This is a genomic window from Hymenobacter artigasi, assembly GCF_012275535.1.
Taxonomy (GTDB): Bacteria; Bacteroidota; Bacteroidia; order Cytophagales; family Hymenobacteraceae; genus Hymenobacter; species Hymenobacter artigasi.
Window position 1 is genome coordinate 142,273 of record NZ_JAAVTK010000003.1, and the last position, 23,666, is coordinate 165,938.

Consider the following 23,666-nt stretch of genomic DNA (forward strand, 5'->3'; position numbering starts at 1 on the left):
GGCGATTGGCCCGCACTTTCCTGGCAATCTGGGCCTTGGCATCGGGCGTATTTCTGCTGAGCCGCCACGACCTCGACACGGCCCTGCGCTTGTCGCTGCCCGATGCCGCCAGCCAAGCGGGCTCCGGCGCGGCCCTGCTACCCGAGAACCAGCAGGCTGCTCAGCAGGCCCTGCGCCGGCGTTTTGGCCTCGACTTACCCGTTTTTTATGTGAGCCGCGGGCCGGCTTCGCCCGCCGGGGTGCGGCCCTGGCATTGGCATGGCGGCCGCAACCAGTACCACCAGTGGCTGCGGGGGCTGGCGCACGGCGATTGGGGCACCTCGTTTCGGACGGGCCAGGGCGTGGCTGGCAGCCTGCGCCACGCCCTGGCTTTCACGCTGCCGCTCACGGGCACGGCGGCCGTGCTCGCGGTGCTGAGCGCGCTGGCTCTGGCGCAGCGCCTGGCCACGGCCCCGTGGTGGCAGCGCCCTATGCGGGCGGTGCTGGTGGCCGTGCACGGGCTACCGCTGTTCGTGGTGGCCCTGGTGCTACTGCTGGTATTTGCCAATCCCGATGTGCTGGACTGGCTGCCCACGTATGGCCTCGGCAGCCCCAATGAGCTGAACCCGAGCACCAGCCAGCAGCTGGCCGATGGTTTCCTGCATTTAATTCTGCCCGTATCAGCGCTGGTTATTACGGCCGTGCCCGAGCTCACGCTTCAGCTCACCGCAGCCCTGCAGCAGGAGCTGGGCACGGCCTACGCCACCACGGCCCGCGCCAAAGGCCTGTCGGCAGCGGCCGTGGTGCGGCACCATGCCCTGCGCAATGCCTTGCTTCCCACCCTGGCCCAAATCGCCGAGTTCCTGCCCGCCCTCGTGGCCGGGGCCGTGGTGGTAGAGGTCGTGTTTGCCCTGCCGGGCATGGGCCGCCTGCTGGCGGAGGCCTCCGCCGCCCGCGACTATCCCGTGCTGATTGGCGGCGTGCTGCTCACCGGTGCGGTTCGCCTGCTGGCCCTGCTCCTCGCCGACTTGTGTTATTTATGGGCCGACCCCCGCATCCGTTGGCAGTCCTGACCGCCTTCCGCTTCACCTGGTGGCAGCGGCTGGCGTTGGGCTGGTTGGTTTTGCTGGTGCTGGTGGCGGCAGTAGCGCCCCTGCTGCCCCTGCCCTACCCGCCGGGCCTGCCCGATTTGGCCAACATGGCCGTGCCACCATTCAGCGCCGCCCGGCACTGGCTGGGCACCGACCCTCAGGGGCGCGATGTACTGAGCATTCTGGTATATGGTGCCCGCACGGCCGTGCTGCTCACGCTGCCGGCCGCCCTGCTGGCGGCACTGGTGGGGGGCCTGGCCGGGGCCGCCGCCGGCTTTTGGGAAAATTCTGCCCGGGTGCCCCTGGCCTACTGGCTGGTGGGCACGGGCGGCACATGGTGGGTTTTGCAGCTACCATTGCCCATGCTGGGACTGGGGCTGATGCTTATCGGCGCACTGTTGGCGTTGCTGGCGCGCCTGCAAAACCGCCCGCTCCCCACCTGGCCACTCCCGGTCGATGCCCTGGTGGTGGGCACGGCCACGGCCCTCGACACCATCCCGCGCCTGATTGTGGTGGTGGCCGTGGTGGCGAGTATCGGGCTTTCGGCCCCCGGCCTGCTGGCGGTAATGGTCCTGACCGCGTGGCCGCCAATGGCCCGTTTGGTGCGGGCCCAAATGCTGCGCGTGCGCCAGCTGCCGTTTATAGAAGCAGCGCGGGCGGCCGGTCTCCCGGAACGGCAGATATGGTTCCGGCACGCGCTGCCCCACGCCCTGCACCCGCTCCGCACCGCCTTGCCGCTGAGCGTTGCGGGGCTGCTGGGCCTGGAAAGCACCCTGTCATTTCTGGGTATTGGCCTGCCCCCGGAGGTAGCCAGCTGGGGCCGGCTGCTCGCCACCGTGCGCGATGAGCCCAGTGCCTGGTGGGCCCTGCTGTTCCCCTCTTTATTACTCACCCTGAGCATCTTGAGCTTAAATACCTTAAGCCGGATGTCCACATCAAGGGCTTAATTCCCGGCGTACAAAAAGGGGCGGTCGTTTAATAATTAAGCAGAACGAGGATGTTAATCCGATGTCACAATTGGTTCTTTTTTCAGAGAGCTAAGGGCCTTTTACATCGAGCGCCGATTACAACTATTCATCTGAAAATCATTTGTTTGACAAAAACACGTTTTATATATATTTTGTTGAATATGATTTTATTCACTATAAATTTTCAGCAAACACCACATTAGCCTACTTTTTCAATGTCACAATTGGTAGCACAATGTCCTTTTATGGGCATAAGTGCCGCCGTAACATTGTATTGATTTTAACCCAAGCCCTCGCTACTTCCCCCAGGTAGCGCATCTTTTTCTACCGACGTCTTATCTATATTCTTATGTACCTACTCATATACCCGTCATTGAGCACTCCTCGCCGGCCAAAAGCCCCGAATGAAACCGCTCGCCCAACCTCAACGGGCCTCGATTTCGTCACTCCCGACGGAATGGTAGTACCCCGAGCCTTGGGTGAAGCTGCGTTGCTGGGCCACACGGCCGTTTTGGTAGGAGGGCTTCTTGTTGGGGTATGGCCACAGGCGTAGCCTGTGCTTCCACTGCTGTTCCACCTTTCCTGTTTCTCGATTTCCAGCCCTCGACTACCCTTCCCGAATCTGGTATAATATGCTACCCATAATCCAGTATCTACCGCTCACCGGCTACCCCAGTTGAGCTTCAACCCGCCGTCTACCCCGGCGGGTTTTTTTTGTCCGGTGCGCGGCAACCAATGCCCCGCCCGATACCAGGTGCTGCTAGCTGGCGGCCGTTTCGTTTTGGGCGCTAACCAGGGCAATGCCTTCGGCGAAGGTGTGGGGGCGGTAGCCGAGGTCGTGCCGGGCTTTGGCGATGATGAAGCCGGTACGGGCCGGCCGCCGGGCGGGCTGCGTGAAGGTGCTGGCGTCTACTCGTTCAATCAGGCTCGCATCGAGGCCAAAATGCGCGGCTACGCGCAGGGCCATGGCGTGGGGCGTGAGCATTTCATCGCCGCTGAGGTGGTAGATGCCTTGGACAGCCTGCCGGGCCAGCAACCAGCAGCCCTGGGCCAGGTCCTCGGCCAGGGTGGGCGTGCGCCACTGGTCGGCCACTACTTTGATGGGCTTGCCGGCGCGTAGGGAGTCGCGCACCCAGAGTACCAGGTTGGTACGGCCGTAATCGTGCGCCACACCATACACCAGTACGGTGCGGGCAATGGCCCAGGGGCCCGGGCTGGCCTGCACGGCCTGCTCGGCGGCCAGCTTGCTTTCGCCGTAGAAATTGACCGGTTCCGGAACGGCATCTTCGGCCAGGGGGCCGGCTTCGCCGCTGAAAATAAAATCGGTGCTGAGGTGCGTGAGGTGAATTTGCTGCCGGGCGCAGGCCTGCACCAGGTGCTCCACGGCCGTGACGTTGTGCTGCCAGCAGGCTTCGCGGTTAAGCTCGCACTCGTCCACGTTGGTCATAGCGGCAGTGTGGATGAGGTGGGTGGGCTGCTCCCGGGCCAGCACCTGCTGCACCTGAGCGGCGTCGCTCACATCCAATTCTATGAAACGAACGCCCGGGTATAAGCCGGCCAACTTGTTGGGGCCCCGCGATGTGGCGACGAGGGCTACGTCGGGCTGCTGCCGCAGTAAGGCCACGAGCTTCTGCCCGAGCAGGCCGTTGGAACCCGTGAGCAGGATTTTCATGCGGTACGCCATTGCAATCGGTTATTACCTAATACCCTCACCTATACTAATAATCAGCACGATGCCTCAGTGCTTTACGGATAGGTGTAGCCGTATTCTTTCGTGATTTTCTTGCGCCGCATCTTCTCCACTTTCATGGTCATTTTAGCATCGGCCAGGGGACGGTCGCGGCCGTCTTTGGGAAGCTTGGCAATTTTATCAATTACGCTGAGGCCCTGAATTACCTGGCCGAAAACGGTGTACTGGCCATCGAGAAAATGGACACCGTCGTGGTTCTCAACCAAGTAAAATTGCGTGATGCTGCTGGGCGTACCGGCCGGGCCACCCATGCGGGCCGCGGCCAGGGAACCGTAGTTGTGCTGGTGGCCGGGCGCGAGCTCGGCGGGAACAGTGCCTTCGTTGGGCTGGCCCAGGCCGTCGTTGCTGGGGTCGGCGTCTTTGGAATTGGCATCGCCGCCCTGAATCATAAAGCCGTCGATAACGCGGTGAAAGCTGGTGCCGTTGTAGAATCCGCTCTTGGCTTTCTTCAGAAAATTGGCTTTGTGCAGGGGCGTGTCATCGAACAAAACTAGGCGAATAGTCCCCTGAGCCGTGGTGATGGTTACGACTTCATCCTTGTTTTTATGCCTGGCGGGCTTGGCCGGCTTATCAGCCGCAAAGGAGGGTGAAGTCAGCCACAACAGAGCCAGAAACAGCGTACTAGCCCAGGAGAACAGAAAGGATTTCATAAAATAAAAAGCAGAAATAAGGGGTTAAAGCCCCAAAACTACGTGGATTTGCAGGCCCCGACCAAGCGCCCGGGCCGCACCAATAGCCCCTAGCCGCGATGCTCGCGGATGCTGGCCAGAATTTCGCGCCCCCCGCGCCCCAGCACGGCATCGGCCACCGAGATGCCCAGCGCCAGGGCTTCAGCAGTGGTCTCGACGGTCTGGATTTCCTCCACGTACTCCTCGCCGCTGAGGCTAATGAGGCCGCCGTGCAGCCGCAGCCGGTCGCCGTCGAGCGTGGCCAGGGCGAACGATGGGATGCTGCACCCGCCTTCCATGGTGTGCAGAAAGGCGCGCTCGGCCAGCAGGCAGGTATGGGTGGCGGCATGGTCGAGGGCAGCTTTTAGGCGTGCCTTCAGGGCTTCGTCCAAGTTGGCGGCGCACTCGATGGCGATGCTGCCCTGGCCGGTGGCGGGCACAAATTGGTGGGCGGGCAGCGTGTGGCGCACCAGATGCTCGTAGCCCATGCGGTGCACGCCGGCGTAGGCCAGCACCAGCGCATCAAACTGGCCTTCTTCGAGCTTGCGCAGGCGGGTTTGGAGGTTGCCCCGGGCCTCGGCGGTGGTGGCATTGGGGTAGAAGCGGCGCAGCTGGGCCTTGCGGCGGGTGCTGCTGGTGCCCAGCACGATACCCGGCTTGTCAAGCGAAAAATTCTCGTCGAAGCTGAGCACCACGTCGTTCACCTGCTCGCGTTCCAAGAAGGCCAGCAGCTCCAGCTCGCGTGGGATGCTGCTTTGCACGTCCTTGGCCGAGTGCACGGCGAGATGGGTTTCGCCACGCAACAAGCTGTTTTCCAGCTCTTCGGTGAACACGCCTTTGGAGCCTATTTTGGCCAGGCTACGGTCCTGCACGGCGTCGCCGGTGGTTTGCATAGGCACAATTTCGGTTTCGAAACCGGCTTTTTGCAGCAGGTGGGCAACGTGCTCGGTCTGCCAGAGGGCGAGGCGGCTGGCGCGGGTAGCGAGGCGAATGGTCATTCTAAGGGTTGAGTTTTGAGGGTTGAGGGTTGAATGATAAATGTTGAGTGGGAACTCGCGAAGTGCTACGCGGCCGGTAGCAGCAACTCAACCCTCAACATTCAACACTCAAACTCTTAAAAAGCCGCCCAGCCGCAGCGAGCTATCCACAAACACCATTTTGGCGTTGGCGTTGCGCTCGATGTGGTAGTGGGCATCGGTCAGCTCTTTGGTTAGTAAATCGGCGTTGCGGGGCGTCACAAATTTGGCGAAGCCGGTCACAAATTGCTGCTCACCGGTGGCCAGGTGGGGCACAAATTTCGGGTCGATGCCGAACAGCAGCACCTTGCGCACCAGCCCCAGCGAGTAGCTCAGCAGCTCCTTCTGGTTTTCGCGGCCCAGCTTCTGAAATTCCTCGCTCTTCTTCAGAATGTCGCCCGCCTTGCTGCCATAGCTGAAACACAGGCGCATCCAGCCGCTAAAGAACTCGAAGTAGTCGTGGTCGGCGTTGGCGTCACGGCTGGCAATGGCCGCGCCCAGGCTGCCTTCGGCCAGCTGGGCGACCTGGCGGGCTTTCACTTCGGGCACCTGGTAGTGCTCGTGCAGGAAATCGGTGATGTCATCCTCCGAAAACGGGCGCACCACCACCGGCTGCACCCGGCTGATGATGGTGGGCATGAGCTGCTCGGGCGCATGGCTCACCAGCAGGAAAATGGTAGCGGGCGGCGGCTCCTCCAGCAATTTCAGCACGGCGTTGGCGGCGGCGGGGTGCATGAGCTCGGGCAGCCAGAGAATCACGATTTTGAAGCGCGCCTCGAACGCTTTCAGGCTCACCAGCTTCAGAATCTGCACGGCCTCGTCCTTGCTGATGTTGCCCTGCTTGTTCTCGGCCCCGATGTGCTGCATCCAGTCGTTGAGGCCCTGGTAGGGGTTGTCGAGCACGAATGCTCGCCACTCGCCCATAAACTTGCTGCTCACCGCGTCCTTGGCCACCGACTTGGTGGTGGTCACGGGCACGATGAAGTTCAAATCGGGGTGGGCGAGCTTGACCGTTTTGGTGCAGGCCGGGCAGTGGCCGCAGCTGTCTTGGGCATCGGCGGCGCGGGCTTCGCAGTTCAGAAACTGGGCGTAGGCGAGGGCTAGGGCCAGCGCCGCGCCGCCCTCCTGCCCCCGGAAAAGCTGGGCATGCGCTACGTGCTGCCGCGCCACGGATTGGCGTAGCAGGGCCTTAACGGCAGATTGGTTGGGGATGTCGGCGAAGGTCATGCTTTTGCCTTCTCCCAAACCCGGTCCTCTTCCGTAGCCTCAAACACCGTCTTCATAATCCCCTGCTCCACCGCATCATACGGTAAATTCCGCCGGGCCATCACGCGCTCGGCCACCTCGTTCACCTTGGGCAGCTTGAAGGTTTCGAAGCCCGCCGCGCCGCCCCAGCTGAAGCTCGGGATGAAGGTGCGCGGAAAGCCGGCCCCGAAAATATTGGCCCCCACGCCCACCACCGTGCCGGTATTGAACATGGTGTTGATACCACACTTGCTGTGGTCACCCATCATCAGGCCGCAGAAGGTCTGGCCGGTATCCACGAAGCGCTTCTCAACGTGGCTCCAGATTTTGACGGGCGCGTAGTTGTTTTTGAGGTTCGAGGTATTGGTGTCGGCCCCAAGGTTACACCACTCGCCAATGACGGAGTTGCCGAGGTAGCCGTCGTGGCCCTTGTTGGAGTAGCCCAGCAGGATACTGTTGCCCACTTCGCCGCCCACTTTCGAGAACGGGCCCACGGTGTTGTCGCCGCGCATTTTGGCCCCGGCGTTGATGTGCGAGCCCTCGCACAACGCCAGCGGACCTTTGATGATGGCCCCCTCGTGCACCTGCGAGTTCTTACCCAAGTAAATCGGGCCATCCTCGGCATTGAGAATGGCCGCGCGGATTTTCACGCCTTGTTCGATGAAGATGTTTTCGGCCCCATACACAATGGTATGCGCGTCGCCCACCGGCTGCGAGGTGCGGCCCTTGGTGAGGAGCGCGAAGTCGCGGCGGATTTCCACGCCATTGCGCAGAAACAGCTGCCATGGCCGGTCAATCACCGTCACGGGCTCGGCTACCTGCCGGGTTTCAGGAATGCCGTCCTGAATGAGTTCGGCCACCAGCGAAGCATCGGCAACGTGCGCGGCCACCAGCAGCTCGTCGCAATACAGGGCCTGGCCGGGCTGCAGGGCCTGCACCTGCCGGGTCAGCAGGTCGTCGGGGCACACCGCGCCGTTGATGATGAGGGCCGGGCCACTCACCTCGCCGGCCGGGTACTTGGCCTGCAGGTAAGGCTGCGTGAGGTAGCCCACGGCATCAACCCCCAGCCGGTGCTGCCACTTTTCGGCCAGCGTGAGAATGCCGCAACGCAGCGCCGCCACGGGCCGCGTGAAGGTGAAGGGCAGCAGGTGCGGCCGAATGGCCGGGTCGTCGAAGAGGAGAACGTGCATTTTTCTTAAGCTATTAGCTAATAGCCCCTAGCTGTTAGCTTCTTTTGAAATAGGCCCAAATTTACGGCAGACGACTTGGCAAAGGGCCAATAAAAAACTCCTTCCGGTATTCCCGAAAGGAGTTTTTAAAAAGCTAACAGCTATCAGCCATTGGCTAAAAGCTGAAAAGCAGCTATTCTTTGTTGGCGCTGGCCTGCTCTTTCTTGGCGTAGCGGCTGCGGAATTTCTCCACGCGTCCGGCCGTGTCAATGAACATGTTTTTGCCGGTGTAGAAGGGGTGCGAAGCGGAGCTAACTTCGATTTTCACCAGCGGGTACGTTTTGCCGTCTTCCATTACAATGGTGTCGGTCGGCTTCATCGTGGAGCGCGTGATGAACTTGAAATCGGAAGAAGAATCCTGAAATACTACTTCCTGATACTCGGGGTGCGTGTCTTTTTTCATATCGAGGGCCTATTTTACCAGTTGAACCCGGCCGATTTTGCGGAAGGGACTGCAAAAGTACGGCTTAGCTCGGAAATACCCAACTCTGGGTCCAATATTTTCGCCGCAACGGCCCTCGCCACCCCGTGCGGCTGAGCTTGTTGGCTTTCTGAAAAGGTTGTACATTTGAATTCGACCTACACTCGGGGCCGGCCCGTTGCGTGTGCTGAAATCTGTACTCGTTCGCCATCTGTTGCGCCGTTCCGGCCCCGTAGCCCTGCTACTGGTGCTGTGGAGCGTGGCGGTGGTGTATGCGGCCACGCTCACGGTGTTCACGGCGGCCTACTCCGGCGCCATGGTGCAGGTCGACTGGGAGGTGAACACCGAAACCGATGTCACCGGTTTCGAGCTGGCCCGCAAGGGAGCCACCGAAACCAGCTACACCGTGGTGAATACCACCGCCGTTACCGGCATGCGCCACTACCAGTACCTCGATGCCAACGTATACCGCACCACCGGCGGCACCACGCCCGCGCCTTCGGCCGGCAACGGCCCCTATACCTATCGCCTCACGGTGCGCGGCCCCGGGGCCGACCAGAGCTACCTCACCGGGCTGGCCGGCACGCCCAGCGCCGTGCAGCGCTCCTGGGGCACCATCAAGTCGATGTTCCGGTAGATGGTGGATTGGTGGAATAACGGAGGGGAGGGGTTTTATTGAAGCTGAGGCCACGTTATAGTAAACGCGGCTTTTTTTACGTCATTTTGCACCCAGCCCATCAACCCATTACTCCACCAACCCACCATTCCGCCAAAATGCGCCTCTGCTTCGCTTCCAACAATGCCCACAAGCTCGATGAAATCCGCCCGCTGCTGCCGGCCAGCCTGGAACTGCTGAGCCTGGCCGACATCGGCTGCCACGAAGAGCTGCCCGAAACCCAGGACAACCTGGAAGGCAACGCCCGCCAGAAGGCCGAATACGTGCGCCAGCACTACGGCATGGCCTGCTTCGCCGACGATACCGGCCTGGAAGTAACCGCCCTGGGCGGCGCGCCGGGCGTGTACTCGGCCCGCTACGCCGGCCCCCAGCGCCTGGCCGAAGACAACGTGGCCAAGCTCCTGCAGGAGCTGGCCGGCCAGCCCGACCGCTCGGCCCGCTTCCGCACGGTGGTGGCGCTGGCCGGAGCCGATGGCACGATGCACGAGTTTGCGGGCGAAGTAGCCGGTCGTATTACGGAAGACCAGCGGGGCACCGGCGGCTTCGGCTACGACCCCGTGTTTGCGCCCACCGAGGGCGACGGCCGCACGTTTGCCGAAATGAGCGGGACTGAGAAGAACCGCATCAGCCACCGGGCGCGGGCTGTGGCCGGGCTGGTGGCGTTTTTGAATGAAGCGTAGGAACAATAAAGCATGAACGTCATGCGGCGCTGCGCGCCGCATGACGTTCATGCTTATCCCGCCTCCCCTACCCCATATTCTCCATCTCAACTGCTACCTTTGCCAGCTATGCAGACCCCCTACTTAATTGGCATTACCGGCGGCAGCGCTTCTGGCAAAACCACCTTCCTGCGCCGGCTGCTGGAAGCATTCCCGGAGGAACAGATTTGCCTCATCTCGCAGGACAACTATTATCACCCGCGCGAAAAACAGCTGCGCGACGACATGGGGGTTGAAAATTTCGACCTGCCGGCCAGCATCGACGCCGCTGCTTACGCGGCCGATGTGCTCAGCATCAGCCAGGGCCGCGAGGTGCGCCGCAAGGAATACACCTTCAATAATGCCGCCGTGACGCCGCAGGAGCTGGTGTTCCGGCCCGCCCCCATTGTGGTGGTAGAGGGCATTTTTGTGTTTCACTTCGAGGAAATTGCCAAGCTCCTCAACCTGAAAGTGTACATCGATGCCCAGGAGCACGTGAAGCTGCACCGCCGCATCATTCGCGACCGCGACGAGCGAGGCTACGACCTGGCCGACGTGCTCTACCGCTACACGCACCACGTAGCGCCCACCTACGAACAGTTTATCGCGCCCTACAAGCATTACGCCGATATCGTTATTCCCAACAACCGCCACTTCGAGCGCGGCCTGGAGGTACTGGTGGGCTTCCTGCGCACCAAGGTGAACGCCGGAGAATAAGGCTTTTAGCAACAGAAAGACTGCCGTAGAAGGCCATTATTACGCAAAACAGCGGGCTAAGCCGGCCAGCGCTTTTTGCAGCCTTCGTATAATTAGCAGTTAAAATAGATTATATTGGACCAAAATCGAAACAAAATCATTCCTGAAGGCGCACCGGTCGGGGTTGGCCAAAGGGTAGAATGTTCCGTATAATTCTCTTTTACACGCTATTCTTACAACGATGAAGGGTTCTTTTCAACTAGTGGTGCTGGCGGTGGCGGGATTGGTGGGGCTGACCAGCTGTGACAAAAATGGCCAGACCGGCGTGCTGCAGCACCCGGCAGGAAACAAGGCTTTGCGCGTGCCCGTGACGCCCGACAAGGAATACGACCAGGCATTTGACGCGTCGACCAGCAAGCTGAGCGACACCACCTACCTCATCATTACCAAGGCCGAGCGCGGCAGTATGTTTGCCGTGCACACCGGCCCGCTGCCCACCGCCGACCATGCCGTGTGCTTTGCCAGCACCTATAACCCCGGCTTCCGGGAGTGCGTGTCGGAGTATTACCAGAACGCGGGCGGCGTGGCTATTCAAAACAACGAAGCCGGCTGGTGGGCCACACCACTTTAAATTATGAATTAAAAATTATGAATTATGAATTTGCGGAAACGGCTTTTCTGTGAATTTATAATTCATAATTTTTAATTCATAATTACCTCTAAATGTATAGCAAAGCAGAAATCACCCGACTACGCCAGGCCTTCTGGACGGCATTTGGGCAGTACATGGCCCCGGTGCCTTCGGCCGAGGGCGACACGACCAACTGGATAAACTACAAGACGGGCGTTAAGAACGTGTATTTCCGGATGCAGGCTGATAAGGCGCGGGCCAGCATCGCCATTGAGCTCACGCACCCCGACGCGGGCATCCGCGAGCTGTTCTGGGAGCAGTTTCTGGAGTTGAAGACCCTATTGCACGAAACCCTGGGCGAAACCTGGACTTGGTCGGCCGATACCACCGATGCGCAGGGCCAGCCGCTGAGCCGCATCTACCACGACCTGCCGGGCGTGAACCTGTTCAACCGCGAAGATTGGCCGGCGCTGATTTCGTTCTTCAAGCCCCGGCTCATTGCGCTTGATGCGTTTTGGGCCGATGCGCAGTATTCGTTTGATGCGCTGAAGTAGCGGGCGCTATATTGCTGCCATGTCTACTAAACTTATTCTTGTACTGGGTGTGGTGGCGCTACTGGCTTATCTCGGGGTTTCGTACGGCATCCGGCACCGCTTTCCTCGCATAGAAGTGGTGACGGACACGGCACTGAAAGGCCGCGTCAGCGGCGTTGTTCATGTCCGGGACTCTCATTCCTTTTTCCTAAACGATGAGACGACTACCCGGTACGACTTCGACGCCTTCACGCTGGCAAAGGGCCAGGAGCAACTCCGGTCGGACGGCGGCAGCCTGAACCAATACCTACACTCCGGCGATTCCATCAACAAGCGCCCTCACTCCGTTGAGCTGACCGTGCGGCGAGGTAAGCACCTGTCGCAGTGGGTGTGCCCGCCGGCAGCCGCCGGCCAATAGATACCGCCTGTACTATGGCTGCCCGGCTTTACAGGCTTCGTTTCGGGGGCGGTGAGGAGGCGCGTTTGAGGGGCGGCGACAGTGCTTGCGCCTATTCGCCTCAAATTGGTATCTTTGCAGACCCCGTTTGCCGCCATGTCCCAACTGATTGCTCGTTTTTGGTTTTCGCTCCGCTTCGCCTGGCTTGCTGCCACGGTGCTGCTGGTGCTGGGCCTGAACCAGCGGGCCGTGAGCGTGCTGCGCCTGCCCCAGGGCACGGACCAAAGCCACCTCGCCGCCCCGCCCAAGGCCACGGTAGTGAAGCAGAAGGTGCAGTTTGAAGCCACGGCTTCGCTCAAGCATTTCGTGGCCCCGCCGGCCGATGCCTGGCTGCCCCTGCCCACGCTGGGCACCGCCTGGCTGCCGGCGTTGCGCCGCGCTATGGCCGTGCCACGCCCGTTGGCGGGCGTGCGGGCCGGCGAGATTTTCCGGGCACGGCTGCTGGCCGTGGCTCTGTCGCCGCAGGCACCCTAATGAAGTGTTGATTTTTGAGGGTTGAATGTTGAATGAGGTTTCGCCAAATGGTGGAAGCCTCACGCAGCATTCAACCCTTTCCATTTCCGCTTCGCTTATTCTCCGTTTTCAACTTCGGGAATTCAACCCTCAACATTTAACACTCAACACTTCTAATAATGCGTAACAAAGGATTAATCATCGCGCTCACCCTCGTCGTCACGGCGTTGTGCGCGTACTTTCTGTTCTTCACCTACATCTCGCGTGGGGTGCAGCAGAAGGCCGTAGCCTATGCCACCCACGATGGCAAACTCGACGAAGGCCAGCGCCAGCATTACCTCGACTCGGTGTGGCGGGCACCCGTATTCGGCCCCTTCACCTACCGCGAGGTGCGCCAGAGCGAGCTCGGTCTCGGCCTCGACCTGAAAGGCGGCATGCACGTGACGCTGGAAGTTTCGCCAGTGGAAATCGTGCGCGCCATGAGCGGCAACAGCAAAGACCCGGCCTTCAACAAGGCGTTGGAACAGGCCCAGGAGGCCCAGAAAACCAACTCGGGCACGCCCTTCACGGCGCTGTTTGCCCAGGCTTACCAGCAGAACGCGCCCGGCCAGCCGCTGGCCCGCATTTTTGCCAACACCACCAACAAGAGCCGCAACATCGACATCAACTCCTCGAACGAGAAGGTGATTGGCGCGATTGATAAGGAAGTAGAAGAAGCCATCGACCGTTCCTTCAACATCCTGCGTACCCGCGTCGATAAGTTCGGCGTGAACCAGCCCACCATTCAGCGGGTGAAAGGCACCGGCCGCCTGCAAATCGAGTTGCCCGGCGTAGACAACCCCGACCGTGTGCGCAAACTGCTGCAAGGCCAGGCCAAGCTGGAGTTCTGGGAAGTGTGGAACCAGAACGAAGTGGGCCCCTACCTGGTAGCCCTCGACAAGCAGCTGCAGGCCCGGGACGCCGCCGCCAAAGCCGGCCCCGCCGCCGCCATCAACATGGCCGACAACACTACTACCGCCGCTACGGGCGACTCGGCTACCTCGCTGGCTAAGCAGCTGGCGAAGAAATCGGGCGGTGCCGCCGACTCGTCGGCCGCTGCCAACAAGGTTGGTGCGCTGGCCAAGCTCTTCACCATGCCCGGCCGCCTGGGCGTGAACCTGCGCGACACGTCGGCCATGAACACCATCCTGCGTTCGCCCGAAGCCAAGGCGACCCTGCCCCCCACCTTGGCCCTGCTCTGGAGCCTGAAGCCGACCACCATTGACAAGCAGGAGTACTTGGAGCTGATTCCGGTGCGCAAAACCCGCGACGGCGTGCCCCCCCTGGGCGGCGAAGTAGTGAGCGATGCCCGCTCCGACATTGGCCAGAACGGCCAGCCCGAAGTACTGATGAGCATGACGCCCTCGGGCGCCCGCAAGTGGCAGAAAATGACCGCCGCCAACATTGGCAAGCAGGTGGCCATGGTGCTCGACGACTACGTGTGCTCGGCCCCCGTGGTGCAGAGCGAGATTTCGGGCGGTGGCACCAGCATCACCGGCAGCTTCGCCATCGAAGATACCCAGGACCTTGCCAACCAGCTGAAAGCTGGTAAGCTGCCCGCTCCTACGCGCATTGTGGAAGAGGCCGTAGTTGGTCCTTCGCTCGGCAAAGAGGCCATCAACCAGGGCCTGTACTCGTCGCTGGCCGGTGTGGTGATTATCATGTTGTTTATGGCCTTCTACTACGGCCGTGCCGGCGTAGTGGCCGACGTTGCGCTGCTCTTCAACATCTTCCTGATTCTGGGGGTGCTGGCGCAGTTCGGCACCGCCCTCACGCTGCCCGGCATCGCCGGTCTGATTCTGGTGATGGGTACTTCGGTAGATGCCAACGTACTGATTTTCGAACGGATTCGGGAAGAGCTGGACCACGGGCTGGGGCTAATGGATGCCATCAACAAAGGCTACTCGCGCGCTTTCTCGGCCATCTTTGACTCGAACGTGACGACCATGCTGATTGCCGTGATTCTCGGTTTCTTCGGCACGGGCCCGGTGCAAAGCTTCGCTATTACGCTCGGTATTGGTGTGCTCACCTCGTTCCTGTCGGCTGTGTTCGTGTCGCGCCTTATCATCGAGTGGATGGTGAAGGGCAACGAGAACCACCCGATGACCTTCAGCACCTCGATTTCGCGCAACCTGTTTAAAAACCTGAACTTCGACATCGTGGGCAAGCGCAAAATTGCCTATACCTTCTCGACCATCTTCATCCTCATCGGTTTCGGCCTGATGTACGTGCAGGGCGGCCCGAACCTGGGCGTGGACTTCAAAGGTGGCCGCGCCTACGTGGTCGACTTCAACAAGACGATGGTAGCTTCCGACGTGGCCGATAAAATCCGTCCCGCGTTCCAGGATGCCGGCCTCGAAGTGAAGCAGTACGGCGCCCCCGACCGCCTGCGCATTACCACCGGCTACCTGGCTGAGGACGAAAGCCCCGCCGCCGATGCCAAAGTAGTGGCCGCCCTCAACCAGGGCCTGCAGCAGTACAGCGCCGATGCCCCGGCTATCAAGTCGACCTCGAAAGTAGGTGCTACCATTGCCGACGACATCAAGCGCACCTCGGTGCTGTCGCTGGGTCTCACGCTGCTGGGCATCTTCGTGTACGTGCTGTTCCGCTTCGATAAGTGGCAGTACTCGATGGCGGCCGTAGTGGCCCTGTTCCACGATGCGCTGCTGGTAATCGCGGCCTACCCGATTGCCCGCCTCTTCGGCCTGAACTACGAGATGGACCAGATTTTCGTGGCCGCCGTGCTCACGGTTATCGGCTTCTCGATGAACGACACGGTGGTTATCTACGACCGTATCCGCGAGTACCTGCGCGAGAACCCCAAGCTGACGTTTGCCCAAGTGGTGAACCCGGCCCTGAACTCGACCTTCTCGCGGACGATGATTACGTTCACCACGGTATTCCTGGTGGTGCTCGTGATGTACATCTTCGGTGGCGAAACGCTGCGCTCGTTCTCCTTCGCCATGATTATCGGTGTGATTTTCGGCACTTACTCGTCGCTGTTCATCGCCACCCCGATTATCCTCGACACCTACGGCAAGAAAGAGGAGCGTGAGCGCCTCGCCGCTGGTGAGGACGTGAGCAACCTCTCGGGCGACGCCCCCAAGCTGAGCACCACCACGGTTTAGTCTGAACCACGGATTTCTCGGCTTGCGTGGCCGATTATTTCGATTGACCTTATTGAAAAAAGGCTGCCTTCGGGCAGCCTTTTTTTGTGCCTGCCGGACACGCGGTTGCGCCGTTTCATTAGCCGCAAAGCGGCGACACGTTGGTAGTCTGTTGTTGGCGGATGTTGAGCCGCAAAGCGGCGGCACCACTGGCGCGGGCGAGGGTGCCGCCGCTTTGCGGCTCTGCGCTGTTTTCAGCTTACTACTACCAACGTGTCGCCGCTTTGCGGCTGATGAGGTGGGCCAGCCGTGTGTTTGCCCGCTACGGTCGACACAAACGAAAAGCCCCGGCGACCTTGCGGACGTCGGGGCTTTTTCTGGCCGGCGCGAGCCGGGATAATGCTGGCTAAACCGTAATACCTTCGGCTACTACGCTTTGCACTTCGGGCACCATGCGCTTGAGGAGATTCTCGATGCCGGATTTCAGGGTGACGGTGGCCGAGGGGCAGCCGGAGCACGAACCTTGCAGATTCACGGTCACGATGCCTTCGTGGTAGCTTTTGAAGGTGATGTTGCCACCGTCCTGCTCCACGGCGGGGCGCACGTAGTTATCGAGCAAGTCGATGACTTTCTGGGCAATCTGGCCGTCCTGCTGGGTGGGGTCGCCAGCAACGGCGGCCTGAGCTGCTTTCTGCTCGGCGGCGGGGTCGACGAGGAAAATGGGGCCGCCGGCCTCCACGTAGCTTTTCAGGAACTGGCGCAGCTCAGGAATGAGCTGGGTCCAGGCCAACTCGGGCTGAGATTTGGTGACGGTGACGAAGTTCTGGGCGATGAACACGCGGCCCACGTAGTCGAACCCGAACAGCTCCTGCGCCAGCGGCGAGTTAGCGGCGGCTTCGAGATTGGGGTAATCCACGCTCACACCATCCACCAGCAGGTTTTGGTTAAGAACGAACTTCATGCTCTCCGGGTTGGGAGAGGCTTCGGCATAAATGGAAACAGCAGACATGGTTTCGGGGCTTAAAATCAGGGGGAAGCGCCGCCGTGGCGGCAGCTGCAAAGGTACAACCACAACGGGGCGGTGGAGGTTGCAAATGTACGTACATGAATTTCAGATACCGTGGCCCCTGCGAGTCCGCGCATGAGAGATGACGTTTGAATATCGCCCACTCGCGGACTCGCAGCGGCCACGTTACAGCCGGTTGGCCCGCGCCCGAAGCAGCAAATCGGCCAGCACCAGCTGGGTCATGGCTTCCACGATGGGCACGGCGCGGGGCAGCACGCAGGGGTCGTGGCGGCCACGGCCCACCAGCGTCACGGCCTCGCCCTTATCATTGATGGTTTGCTGGGGCTGGAGCAGCGTGGCCACGGGCTTGAACGCCACCCGAAAATAAATATCCTGGCCATTCGAAATACCGCCCTGGCTGCCGCCGCTGTGGTTGGTGCGGGTGCGCACGGCCCCCAGGGCATCGGTGTAAAACTCGTCGTTGTGCTCGGAGCCCGGCAGCTTGGTGCCCTCGAAACCCGAGCCGAACTCGAAACCCTTCACGGCATTGATGCTGAGCATGGCCTGGCCCAACAGGGCGGGCAGCTTATCAAATACCGGCTCGCCGAGGCCGGCGGGTACGTGGCGCGCCACGCCCGTAATCACGCCGCCCACGGTGTCGTGCGCGGCCTGCGCGGCCCGGATGCGGGCTTCCATAAGCACGGCCGTTTCGGGGTGGGGGCAGCGCACCAGGTTGCTGTCGATGAGGCTCAAATCGAGCAGCTCGTAGCCCATGGGCACTTCTACCTCGCCCACGGCCGAGACATAGGCCGCGATTTCGATACCGAAATGGGCCAGCAGGCGCATGGCTACCGCGCCGGCGGCCACGCGAGCGGCCGTTTCGCGGGCCGAGCTGCGGCCCCCGCCGCGATAGTCGCGGCGGCCGTACTTGGCGTCGTAGGTGTAGTCGGCGTGGCTGGCGCGGTAGGCATTCGCAATGTGCGAGTAGTCGTCGGAGCGCTGGTCGGCGTTGGGGATGAACAGGCTGATGGGCGTGCCGGTGGTCACGCCCTCGAACAGGCCCGACTGAATGTGCACGGTATCAGCCTCCTTGCGCGGAGTGGTGAGGTCACTCTGGCCGGGCCGCCGCCGGTCGAGGGCGGCCTGAATGTGAGCGGCATCGACGGCCACGCCCGCTGGGCAGCCATCGATAATCACGCCGATGCCCGCCCCGTGCGACTCGCCAAATGTGGTGATGCGAAAAAGGGAGCCGAAAGTATTGGACATTTTTTGGGGTGCTTGGTTGTTGGTGCTTGGTGCCTGGGACCTGTCATCCTGAGCGCAGCGGACCTTCTCACGCTTGCGCTGATTGATATCATTGCAACCTGTTCTGGCTTGATAAAGTCCTTCGCAAGCTCAGGATGACAGGCGGGACAGCCACAAATCTCCGCAAAACTACGCCCGCCGCCCCGCCCGCCACCAGCCGAAGGCAGCCACGCCCGCCAGCCCGATGAGCAGCCAGTCGGCGTAGCGGCGCACGTCGCGGTACACGTCCAGCGACTGCATGGTGGTATCGGCCCCGGCCAGCGCCGGGCCGTAGAACGGGTCGTCTTCGGGCCGGGCCAGGGGCTCGATGGCGGCTACCACGCCCTGCACCAGCGGCCGCAGGCCGGGGCGCAGCACCTCGTAGCGGGCCGTAGCGGGGTTGAACACCACCAGCTGCAACAGGCTATCGAGGGGCAGCGCGCCGGGCCGCCGGACCACCAGCCGGTACCGAAACAGCTTGCGGCCGCCGCCCGGCGCGGGCTCCTCGCGCACGTCGGGGCCGTACACGTCCAGGCCCGGCCAGGGGGCCACCACCGGGGCCAGCACCGCCGATAAATTCCCCGACCCGGCCACGCCAAAGGTGTAAGTAAACGACTCGCCCACCCGGAACTTCGTCCGGCTCACAGCCTCCTGCAGCGTGAAGCGGCCCACGGCCACCGGACTGCCAGGGGCGGCCGGGGGCAGCGGCTGCACTGCCACCTCCACGCCGGGCGAGGTATAGGTTTTGTAGCCCGCCAGACGGTTTTCCTGGCCGGGCTCGGGCTTTTTCAGGAGCTTGAACTTCACCATGGTGAGGGCCAGGGCGGGGAAGCGCAGGGGCTGGGCCGTGAGGGGATAATAAAGGTTTTCGGCCAGCCGGAAGCGCAGGTATTTCTGGCCCAGGTGGCGCACGGTGTCGGGCGTCACGCTGGGTTCGGGGCCGGGCTCCTGCCAGGCGGTGGACTGGTGCAGCTCGTGCAGCAGGGGCGGCAGCTGGTCGGTAAAATCGTGGAAGGCCAGCAGGGCCTGGTCCTCGGGCTTGAGGTAGAAATACAGCCCCACGCGCACGCCCTCGCCCACAAACACGCGCGGCCGGTCGGCCACCACGGCCAGGAAGGCGTGGTCGGCCCGCTCTTCGTAAAGCACCGGTTTGGGCTTGCCAAACATTTTGTCGAGGTCGGCCACGGCTTGCAGGGGGGCCGTAGGGTTGGCGGGTTTGGTGATAGCGCCCGGATTGGGCGGGCTGGCCGGCTCCACGCGCACGGTGGCGGCTTTGCTACGCAGCACCACGCCATTCACCGTGAGCTGGAAGGGCTTGATAACGATTTCGCCCTCGCCGTAGGGCACGTAGCGCTGGGTGATGGTGAGGTCAGAAAACCGCCGGCCCTGCACGATGCGCGTAGTGGTGGTGCTGGTTTTGCCGCTTTTCTTGAAGCCCTCCAGCTCCGGAAACTCCGAGTATTTGTCGAGCGCGCCGCCGCGCAGCCGGAAGGCCAGCGTGAATATCCCCGTAACGGGCAGCGTGGCCGGCCCGGGCAGCAGCTCCACATCGGCCGGCGGGGTGGCCGGGGGCCGGGGCTGGGCAGCCGGCGCGGCCGGGTTCGGTTTGGGTGGGGCCACTGGTGGGGCCTGGCCCGGTCCGGCCAGTAGCAGCCCCGGCAGCAGTCCCAACGCCCAAAAAAGTCCTCCCATAGTCACTAGCGCATTATCACCCCCTAAAAGTAGCAGAAAGCGCTGAATTCAGCTATTCCAGCCAAAATCATACTCCGGAATTCGCAGGCCAATCCCAGCCTCACTGCAAAAAATGCGGGCCAAATCAATCCTTTGCCCCGGCAATTGCCGTATCTGGTCACAAATCACCTCACGGTTGCGGTTTTTCATTTCACAGACGGGCTTTTGGCACCGTCCAGAATTGTATTGCCTTCTCCGCTGGCTTCAATTTTCACTTAATTAATCCACGCTCATGTCTGACAACCTCCAGCCCCGCGGCTCCGACGACACCTCGTTCGCTCAGCCGCTATACACTCCTATTAAGCGGCGCTCGTTCTTCATGTATGCCGGCGCTACGGCCGGGGCTTCGGCCTTGGTACTGGCCGGCTGCTCGAAAGACAGCAACAACGCAACTCCTTCGTTGCCCGCCGGCAATAGCGTGACTTCCAGCGGTGCCATCAGCCTGGGTTCGGGCGATGTGGGCGTGCTGAACTTCGCCTATGCTCTGGAGCAGCTCGAAGCCGACTTCTACAGCAAAGTGGCCGCTTTGCCTTCCGGCATTCTTACCGGCAGCGAGTACACCTACTTCCAGGAGGTAGCCAAGCACGAAGCCATTCACCGCGACTTCTTTAAGGCGGCGTTGACGCGTGACGCCAGCGGCCAGGTGCTGCGCGGCCTCAATCCCAAGTACCCGGCTGCTACGTTCACAGACCGCACCAACATTCTGGCCACGGCCAAAGCATTCGAAGACCTTGGCGTAGCTGCTTATAACGGCGCCGGCAAGCTCATCAAAACCCCCGCTTACCTGGTTATTGCTGGGCAAATTGTATCGGTAGAAGCCCGCCACGCGGCTTATATCCGCGAGTTGGTTACGCCGGGCTCGTTTGCCGCCGACGACATCGTGAACGCCACTTCGGGCCTCGACGACCAGAAGTCGCCCACGGATGTTATCGCCATCGCCCAGAACTTCATCACGGAGAAGCTGGACGCTAGCACGGTTGGCAAATAACCCCCCTTCCCTTCACTTGTAATCAATTTTTGTTATGGATTTCTTCAAAATAATTGACCAGCTTTCGGAAGTGGACGCTGACGTACTGGGCCGCTTCAACTCGCGCCGCGCGGTGTTTGGCTCGCTGGGCACTGCTGCCAAGCGCTCGGCTCTGGCCGCTACGCCGCTGTTCCTGGGTGCCTTGTTCCAGAAGGCTTACGCTGGCACTGCTGCCACCGGAGTTGAGGTGCTGCAATATGCCCTGGCCCTGGAATTGTTCGAGCAGGACTTCTACGCCAAGGTGAAGGCTTCGTCGCCTTACGCCAACGCTTCGGCTGCCGATAAGGCGGCCATCGACCAAATCAAAAAGCACGAAGACTCGCACGTTACCTTGCTGCGCGGCGCTATCAGCGGCCTCGGCGCTACTCCGGTAACCGGCGTTACGTTTAAGGCGGCTGTGTTTGCGGGTCTCACGACCTTCAAAACCGGTGCTGCTGCTACCAGCCAGCTCGGCATTGCCCAGCTGCTGGAAGACACCGGTGTGCGCGCCTACAAAGGCCGCGCCGGCGAACTGCTCGGTACCGACCTGCTCACCGTGGCGCTGCAAATCCACTCGGTGGAAGCCCGCCACGCCGCTAAAATCCGCGACATGCGCGGCCAGCGCGCCTGGGTAAACCCTGCTGATGACTTGGCAGCTCACCCCGTGTACACGAGCGGCGTAACGACTGGCTCGACCCCGGCGGCCTTTGGCCTCGTGGTACCGCCGTACACGGCGCCTAGCCCGGTTGAGAACAACACAACCCAATCGAACGTGGACATCAAAGCTGGTCTGGGAGCTACGTACACTGCCAGCGATGCGGCAGCTGCTTTCGACGAGTACCTGCAGGTTGCCGAAGTGCTCGATAACTCGCGCGCTGGTGGCCTGATTGGTGCCTAACCAACGAAGGCTGCTTTTCTAAAGCACCAAATTCCAACAAAGCCGGCTCCGCTCACGCGGGGCCGGCTTTGCGATTTATACAGCCCGCCGGAGCCGGGGTTTCGTTTCCGGGGTTTGCAACGAGTTAGCTTTGTATCGGCATCTTCCTGCTGAATCCTTTTTGGTATTCGGGCGCAGGGGGCGAGTGGCGGCTTTCGCCCTGGTTCGCGCCGGGCCGTGGGCTCTCGCATTTGCCACTCCTTTTGTTCATCAAACGCTATTTTTTTATGTCCGATACGCTTCGGCCCACCGATTCCCAAAGCCCGCAGCCGGGGCAGCCCCTGCTGGCACGCATCAAGCGCCGGTCCTTCTTCATGTATGCCGGCGCTACGGCCGGGGCCACGGCGCTGGTTTTGGCCGGCTGCTCGAAGGATACCTCTACGCCCAGCAGCGCCACGGGCAACGTGAGCTTCGGCACCGGCGATGCCAGTGTGCTCAACTATGCCTACGCCCTGGAGCAGCTCGAAGCCGCCTTCTACGCCAAGGTAGCGGCCCTCACAGTTTCGCCCCTGCTGGCCGCCGAGGTGCCGTATTTTGCCAAAGTGGCCACCCACGAGGCCATTCACCGCGACTTTCTGCGCACGGCCATCAACCGCGACTTTGGCGGCACCATCATCCCCGACCTCACCCCGAAATTCGACAGCATCGACTTCACCAAGCGCGTGAAGGCTCCCGCCGACACCAAGCTGGGCATTCTCGATGCCGCCAAGGCCTTCGAAGACCTGGGCGTGGCCGCTTACAACGGCGCGGCCAAGCTGCTCAAAAGCCCGGTGTACCTGGGCATCGCGGGCCAGATTGTCTCGGTTGAGGCGCGGCACGCGGCTTACGTGCGCGACCTGATTCTGCCCGGCTCTTTCGCCACCAACGAAGCGGGCGACGTGCTCGGCTTCGACCGGCAGCTGGCCCCCGCCGCCGTGCTCACCATCGCGCAGAACTACGTGGAGCAGACGCTCAACGGCAGCACCATCGGCCAGTAATCTTCTTCTTCCGACTTCTCCTTTGCCATGAATTTCTTCAACATCATCGACCTGCTGGCGGAAGCTGACCCCGACGTACTGGACCGTTTCAGTTCGCGCCGCGCCGTGTTCAACTCGCTGGGCACAGTGGCCCAGCGCACGGCCCTGGCCACGTCGCCGCTTTTTCTGGGCGCGCTATTTCAGAAAGCCTACGCCGGCACGGCCTCCCTGCCCACCGACATTCTGAACTACGCCCTGACGCTGGAGCTGCTCGAAGCCGACTTCTACCGCCAGTTTCTCGCCGCCGGCCAGATTCCGGCCGGTGCCGACTTTAATGCCATCACCGTCATTAAAAACCATGAAGACGTGCACGTTGCCTACCTGCGCACCGCCATCATCGCGGCCGGGGGCACACCGGTTTCGGGCACGGCCACCACGGGCATCCGCTTCAACCCCAGCCTGCTGCCCGCCACCTACGCCGACCAGCTGAAATACGCCCAGGTGCTGGAAGACACCGGCGTGCGCGCCTACAAAGGCCGCGCCGCCGAGCTGATTGGCACCGACTTGCTCACGCCGGTGCTGCAAATTCACTCCATTGAAGCCCGGCACGCGGCGCACATCCGCACCATGCGCGGCCAGCAGCCCTGGGTGAGCCTCGGCGACGACCTCGCCACCGATGCCCGGTTCCAGGCTGCTTACACCAGCGGCGTGGCCAGCAGCACGAAGACGGCCATCGCCCTGGGCGGCACTACCTACGGCATTCCGGCCTACAACCCGGCCCAGCCCAGCCCGGCCGAGAGCAACCAGCAGCAGGGAGCCGCCGGCACCAAGCTCGCCGTGCTCATCACCACGGGCATCGGCAGCACCACCTACTTGGCCGATGACGCCGCCGCCGCCTTCGACGAGCCCCTGCAGGCCGCCGAGGTGCTGGACAGCTCCCGCGCTGGGGGCCTGCTGGCGTAAATGCGGCTATCAATCCGACGCAGGAGGAATCGGGGGCAGGCATTTGCTGGCTTTATCCAGATTCCTCCTGCATCGGAATAACAACGTCTGAGCAGCACTTTTTCGGCCGCCGGCCGGCTGTGCCCC

The 23,666-nt window shown here is 61.7% G+C and carries 23 protein-coding genes; 14 read left to right on the top strand and 9 right to left on the bottom strand.

Annotated features, from left to right (window positions below; genetic code table 11):
• The first annotated feature begins 5 nt into the window (after positions 1-5).
• Both HBN54_RS06785 and HBN54_RS06790 read left to right on the top strand, forming a co-directional pair.
• On the top strand, positions 6-1,052 hold the full coding sequence (locus HBN54_RS06785; protein WP_168672410.1) for an ABC transporter permease subunit: 1,047 nt from the start codon (positions 6-8) through the stop codon (positions 1,050-1,052).
• Positions 1,040-2,017, top strand: a complete 978-nt coding sequence (locus HBN54_RS06790) for an ABC transporter permease (RefSeq protein ID WP_168672411.1) — start codon at positions 1,040-1,042, stop codon at positions 2,015-2,017. Before HBN54_RS06785 ends, HBN54_RS06790 begins: the two co-directional genes overlap by 13 nt.
• Before the next feature lie 781 nt (positions 2,018-2,798).
• Here the strand turns inward: HBN54_RS06790 and HBN54_RS06795 are convergent.
• The 6 genes from HBN54_RS06795 to HBN54_RS06820 form a co-directional block, all read right to left on the bottom strand.
• Complete coding sequence (locus HBN54_RS06795; RefSeq protein WP_168672413.1) at positions 2,799-3,710, bottom strand: SDR family oxidoreductase; 912 nt, start codon at positions 3,708-3,710, stop codon at positions 2,799-2,801.
• A gap of 74 nt (positions 3,711-3,784) precedes the next feature.
• Positions 3,785-4,438, bottom strand: a complete 654-nt coding sequence (locus tag HBN54_RS06800) for a peptidylprolyl isomerase (protein WP_168672415.1) — start codon at positions 4,436-4,438, stop codon at positions 3,785-3,787.
• Positions 4,439-4,527: 89 nt separating this feature from the next.
• Entirely contained in the window at positions 4,528-5,454 is a 927-nt protein-coding gene (gene hemC / locus HBN54_RS06805; RefSeq protein ID WP_168672416.1) for a hydroxymethylbilane synthase, read from the bottom strand.
• 108 nt (positions 5,455-5,562) lie between these two features.
• Positions 5,563-6,699 (bottom strand): DNA polymerase III subunit, encoded by a 1,137-nt coding sequence (locus HBN54_RS06810; protein ID WP_168672418.1) that lies wholly within the window; start codon positions 6,697-6,699, stop codon positions 5,563-5,565.
• Positions 6,696-7,907, bottom strand: a complete 1,212-nt coding sequence (locus tag HBN54_RS06815) for a GlmU family protein (protein WP_168672420.1) — start codon at positions 7,905-7,907, stop codon at positions 6,696-6,698. Before HBN54_RS06815 ends, HBN54_RS06810 begins: the two co-directional genes overlap by 4 nt.
• A 172-nt stretch (positions 7,908-8,079) precedes the next feature.
• Positions 8,080-8,349, bottom strand: coding sequence for a type B 50S ribosomal protein L31 (locus HBN54_RS06820; protein WP_168672421.1), 270 nt, complete (start codon positions 8,347-8,349; stop codon positions 8,080-8,082).
• Between the two features lie 232 nt (positions 8,350-8,581).
• Here HBN54_RS06820 and HBN54_RS06825 point away from each other — a divergent pair, with 232 nt between their 5' ends.
• From HBN54_RS06825 to secDF, 8 genes are all read left to right on the top strand, one after another.
• Positions 8,582-9,004 (top strand): hypothetical protein, encoded by a 423-nt coding sequence (locus HBN54_RS06825; RefSeq protein WP_168672423.1) that lies wholly within the window; start codon positions 8,582-8,584, stop codon positions 9,002-9,004.
• Positions 9,005-9,141: 137 nt separating this feature from the next.
• Entirely contained in the window at positions 9,142-9,723 is a 582-nt protein-coding gene (gene rdgB / locus HBN54_RS06830; protein WP_168672425.1) for an RdgB/HAM1 family non-canonical purine NTP pyrophosphatase, read from the top strand.
• Positions 9,724-9,831: 108 nt separating this feature from the next.
• The gene (locus tag HBN54_RS06835) at positions 9,832-10,458 is read left to right on the top strand and encodes a uridine kinase family protein (protein WP_168672427.1); all 627 of its coding nucleotides are present in this window, start codon (positions 9,832-9,834) and stop codon (positions 10,456-10,458) included.
• 220 nt (positions 10,459-10,678) lie between these two features.
• On the top strand, positions 10,679-11,068 hold the full coding sequence (locus HBN54_RS06840; protein WP_168672428.1) for a hypothetical protein: 390 nt from the start codon (positions 10,679-10,681) through the stop codon (positions 11,066-11,068).
• Positions 11,069-11,160: 92 nt separating this feature from the next.
• Positions 11,161-11,622 (top strand): DUF4268 domain-containing protein, encoded by a 462-nt coding sequence (locus tag HBN54_RS06845; protein WP_168672430.1) that lies wholly within the window; start codon positions 11,161-11,163, stop codon positions 11,620-11,622.
• 19 nt (positions 11,623-11,641) lie between these two features.
• Complete coding sequence (locus tag HBN54_RS06850) at positions 11,642-12,019, top strand: hypothetical protein (RefSeq protein WP_168672432.1); 378 nt, start codon at positions 11,642-11,644, stop codon at positions 12,017-12,019.
• A 135-nt stretch (positions 12,020-12,154) separates the two neighbouring features.
• Positions 12,155-12,532: a hypothetical protein gene (locus HBN54_RS06855; RefSeq protein WP_168672433.1), complete on the top strand. Its 378-nt coding sequence runs from the start codon at positions 12,155-12,157 to the stop codon at positions 12,530-12,532.
• 158 nt (positions 12,533-12,690) lie between these two features.
• Complete coding sequence (gene secDF, locus HBN54_RS06860; RefSeq protein WP_168672435.1) at positions 12,691-15,678, top strand: protein translocase subunit SecDF; 2,988 nt, start codon at positions 12,691-12,693, stop codon at positions 15,676-15,678.
• A gap of 385 nt (positions 15,679-16,063) precedes the next feature.
• On the opposite strand, the gene HBN54_RS06865 is transcribed toward secDF, so the two are convergent.
• The 3 genes from HBN54_RS06865 to HBN54_RS06875 all read right to left on the bottom strand — a co-directional run bounded on the left by HBN54_RS06865 (position 16,064) and on the right by HBN54_RS06875 (position 19,639).
• Positions 16,064-16,666 (bottom strand): NifU family protein, encoded by a 603-nt coding sequence (locus HBN54_RS06865; RefSeq protein WP_168672436.1) that lies wholly within the window; start codon positions 16,664-16,666, stop codon positions 16,064-16,066.
• A 183-nt stretch (positions 16,667-16,849) separates the two neighbouring features.
• Complete coding sequence (aroC, locus tag HBN54_RS06870) at positions 16,850-17,929, bottom strand: chorismate synthase (RefSeq protein WP_168672438.1); 1,080 nt, start codon at positions 17,927-17,929, stop codon at positions 16,850-16,852.
• Between the two features lie 168 nt (positions 17,930-18,097).
• Entirely contained in the window at positions 18,098-19,639 is a 1,542-nt protein-coding gene (locus HBN54_RS06875) for a BatD family protein (protein WP_168672440.1), read from the bottom strand.
• Positions 19,640-19,910: 271 nt separating this feature from the next.
• Here HBN54_RS06875 and HBN54_RS06880 point away from each other — a divergent pair, with 271 nt between their 5' ends.
• The 4 genes from HBN54_RS06880 (at position 19,911) to HBN54_RS23805 (ending at position 23,540) form a co-directional block, all read left to right on the top strand.
• On the top strand, positions 19,911-20,666 hold the full coding sequence (locus HBN54_RS06880; RefSeq protein ID WP_168672441.1) for a ferritin-like domain-containing protein: 756 nt from the start codon (positions 19,911-19,913) through the stop codon (positions 20,664-20,666).
• Positions 20,667-20,700: 34 nt separating this feature from the next.
• Entirely contained in the window at positions 20,701-21,582 is an 882-nt protein-coding gene (locus HBN54_RS06885; RefSeq protein WP_168672442.1) for a ferritin-like domain-containing protein, read from the top strand.
• A gap of 266 nt (positions 21,583-21,848) precedes the next feature.
• Positions 21,849-22,598 carry a ferritin-like domain-containing protein gene (locus HBN54_RS06890; protein WP_168672443.1) on the top strand — a complete coding sequence of 250 codons (750 nt, stop codon included), beginning with the start codon at positions 21,849-21,851 and terminating at the stop codon, positions 22,596-22,598.
• A 27-nt stretch (positions 22,599-22,625) separates the two neighbouring features.
• A complete protein-coding gene (locus tag HBN54_RS23805) occupies positions 22,626-23,540 on the top strand; it encodes a ferritin-like domain-containing protein (protein ID WP_168672445.1) in 915 nt (304 codons plus the stop codon).
• Positions 23,541-23,666: the final 126 nt, after the last annotated feature.

What these genes read in the sequence shown, in the direction of transcription:
- HBN54_RS06795 (WP_168672413.1), bottom strand. Translation starts at nt 3,710, where the DNA reads ATGAAAATCCTGCTCACGGGTTCCAACGGCCTGCTCGGGCAGAAGCTC.
- HBN54_RS06800 (WP_168672415.1), bottom strand. Translation starts at nt 4,438, where the DNA reads ATGAAATCCTTTCTGTTCTCCTGGGCTAGTACGCTGTTTCTGGCTCTG.
- hemC (WP_168672416.1), bottom strand. Translation starts at nt 5,454, where the DNA reads ATGACCATTCGCCTCGCTACCCGCGCCAGCCGCCTCGCCCTCTGGCAG.
- HBN54_RS06810 (WP_168672418.1), bottom strand. Translation starts at nt 6,699, where the DNA reads ATGACCTTCGCCGACATCCCCAACCAATCTGCCGTTAAGGCCCTGCTA.
- HBN54_RS06815 (WP_168672420.1), bottom strand. Translation starts at nt 7,907, where the DNA reads ATGCACGTTCTCCTCTTCGACGACCCGGCCATTCGGCCGCACCTGCTG.
- HBN54_RS06820 (WP_168672421.1), bottom strand. Translation starts at nt 8,349, where the DNA reads ATGAAAAAAGACACGCACCCCGAGTATCAGGAAGTAGTATTTCAGGAT.
- rdgB (WP_168672425.1), top strand. Translation starts at nt 9,142, where the DNA reads ATGCGCCTCTGCTTCGCTTCCAACAATGCCCACAAGCTCGATGAAATC.
- HBN54_RS06835 (WP_168672427.1), top strand. Translation starts at nt 9,832, where the DNA reads ATGCAGACCCCCTACTTAATTGGCATTACCGGCGGCAGCGCTTCTGGC.
- HBN54_RS06840 (WP_168672428.1), top strand. Translation starts at nt 10,679, where the DNA reads ATGAAGGGTTCTTTTCAACTAGTGGTGCTGGCGGTGGCGGGATTGGTG.
- HBN54_RS06845 (WP_168672430.1), top strand. Translation starts at nt 11,161, where the DNA reads ATGTATAGCAAAGCAGAAATCACCCGACTACGCCAGGCCTTCTGGACG.
- HBN54_RS06850 (WP_168672432.1), top strand. Translation starts at nt 11,642, where the DNA reads ATGTCTACTAAACTTATTCTTGTACTGGGTGTGGTGGCGCTACTGGCT.
- HBN54_RS06855 (WP_168672433.1), top strand. Translation starts at nt 12,155, where the DNA reads ATGTCCCAACTGATTGCTCGTTTTTGGTTTTCGCTCCGCTTCGCCTGG.
- secDF (WP_168672435.1), top strand. Translation starts at nt 12,691, where the DNA reads ATGCGTAACAAAGGATTAATCATCGCGCTCACCCTCGTCGTCACGGCG.
- HBN54_RS06865 (WP_168672436.1), bottom strand. Translation starts at nt 16,666, where the DNA reads ATGTCTGCTGTTTCCATTTATGCCGAAGCCTCTCCCAACCCGGAGAGC.
- aroC (WP_168672438.1), bottom strand. Translation starts at nt 17,929, where the DNA reads ATGTCCAATACTTTCGGCTCCCTTTTTCGCATCACCACATTTGGCGAG.
- HBN54_RS06875 (WP_168672440.1), bottom strand. Translation starts at nt 19,639, where the DNA reads ATGGGAGGACTTTTTTGGGCGTTGGGACTGCTGCCGGGGCTGCTACTG.
- HBN54_RS06880 (WP_168672441.1), top strand. Translation starts at nt 19,911, where the DNA reads ATGTCTGACAACCTCCAGCCCCGCGGCTCCGACGACACCTCGTTCGCT.
- HBN54_RS06885 (WP_168672442.1), top strand. Translation starts at nt 20,701, where the DNA reads ATGGATTTCTTCAAAATAATTGACCAGCTTTCGGAAGTGGACGCTGAC.
- HBN54_RS06890 (WP_168672443.1), top strand. Translation starts at nt 21,849, where the DNA reads ATGTCCGATACGCTTCGGCCCACCGATTCCCAAAGCCCGCAGCCGGGG.
- HBN54_RS23805 (WP_168672445.1), top strand. Translation starts at nt 22,626, where the DNA reads ATGAATTTCTTCAACATCATCGACCTGCTGGCGGAAGCTGACCCCGAC.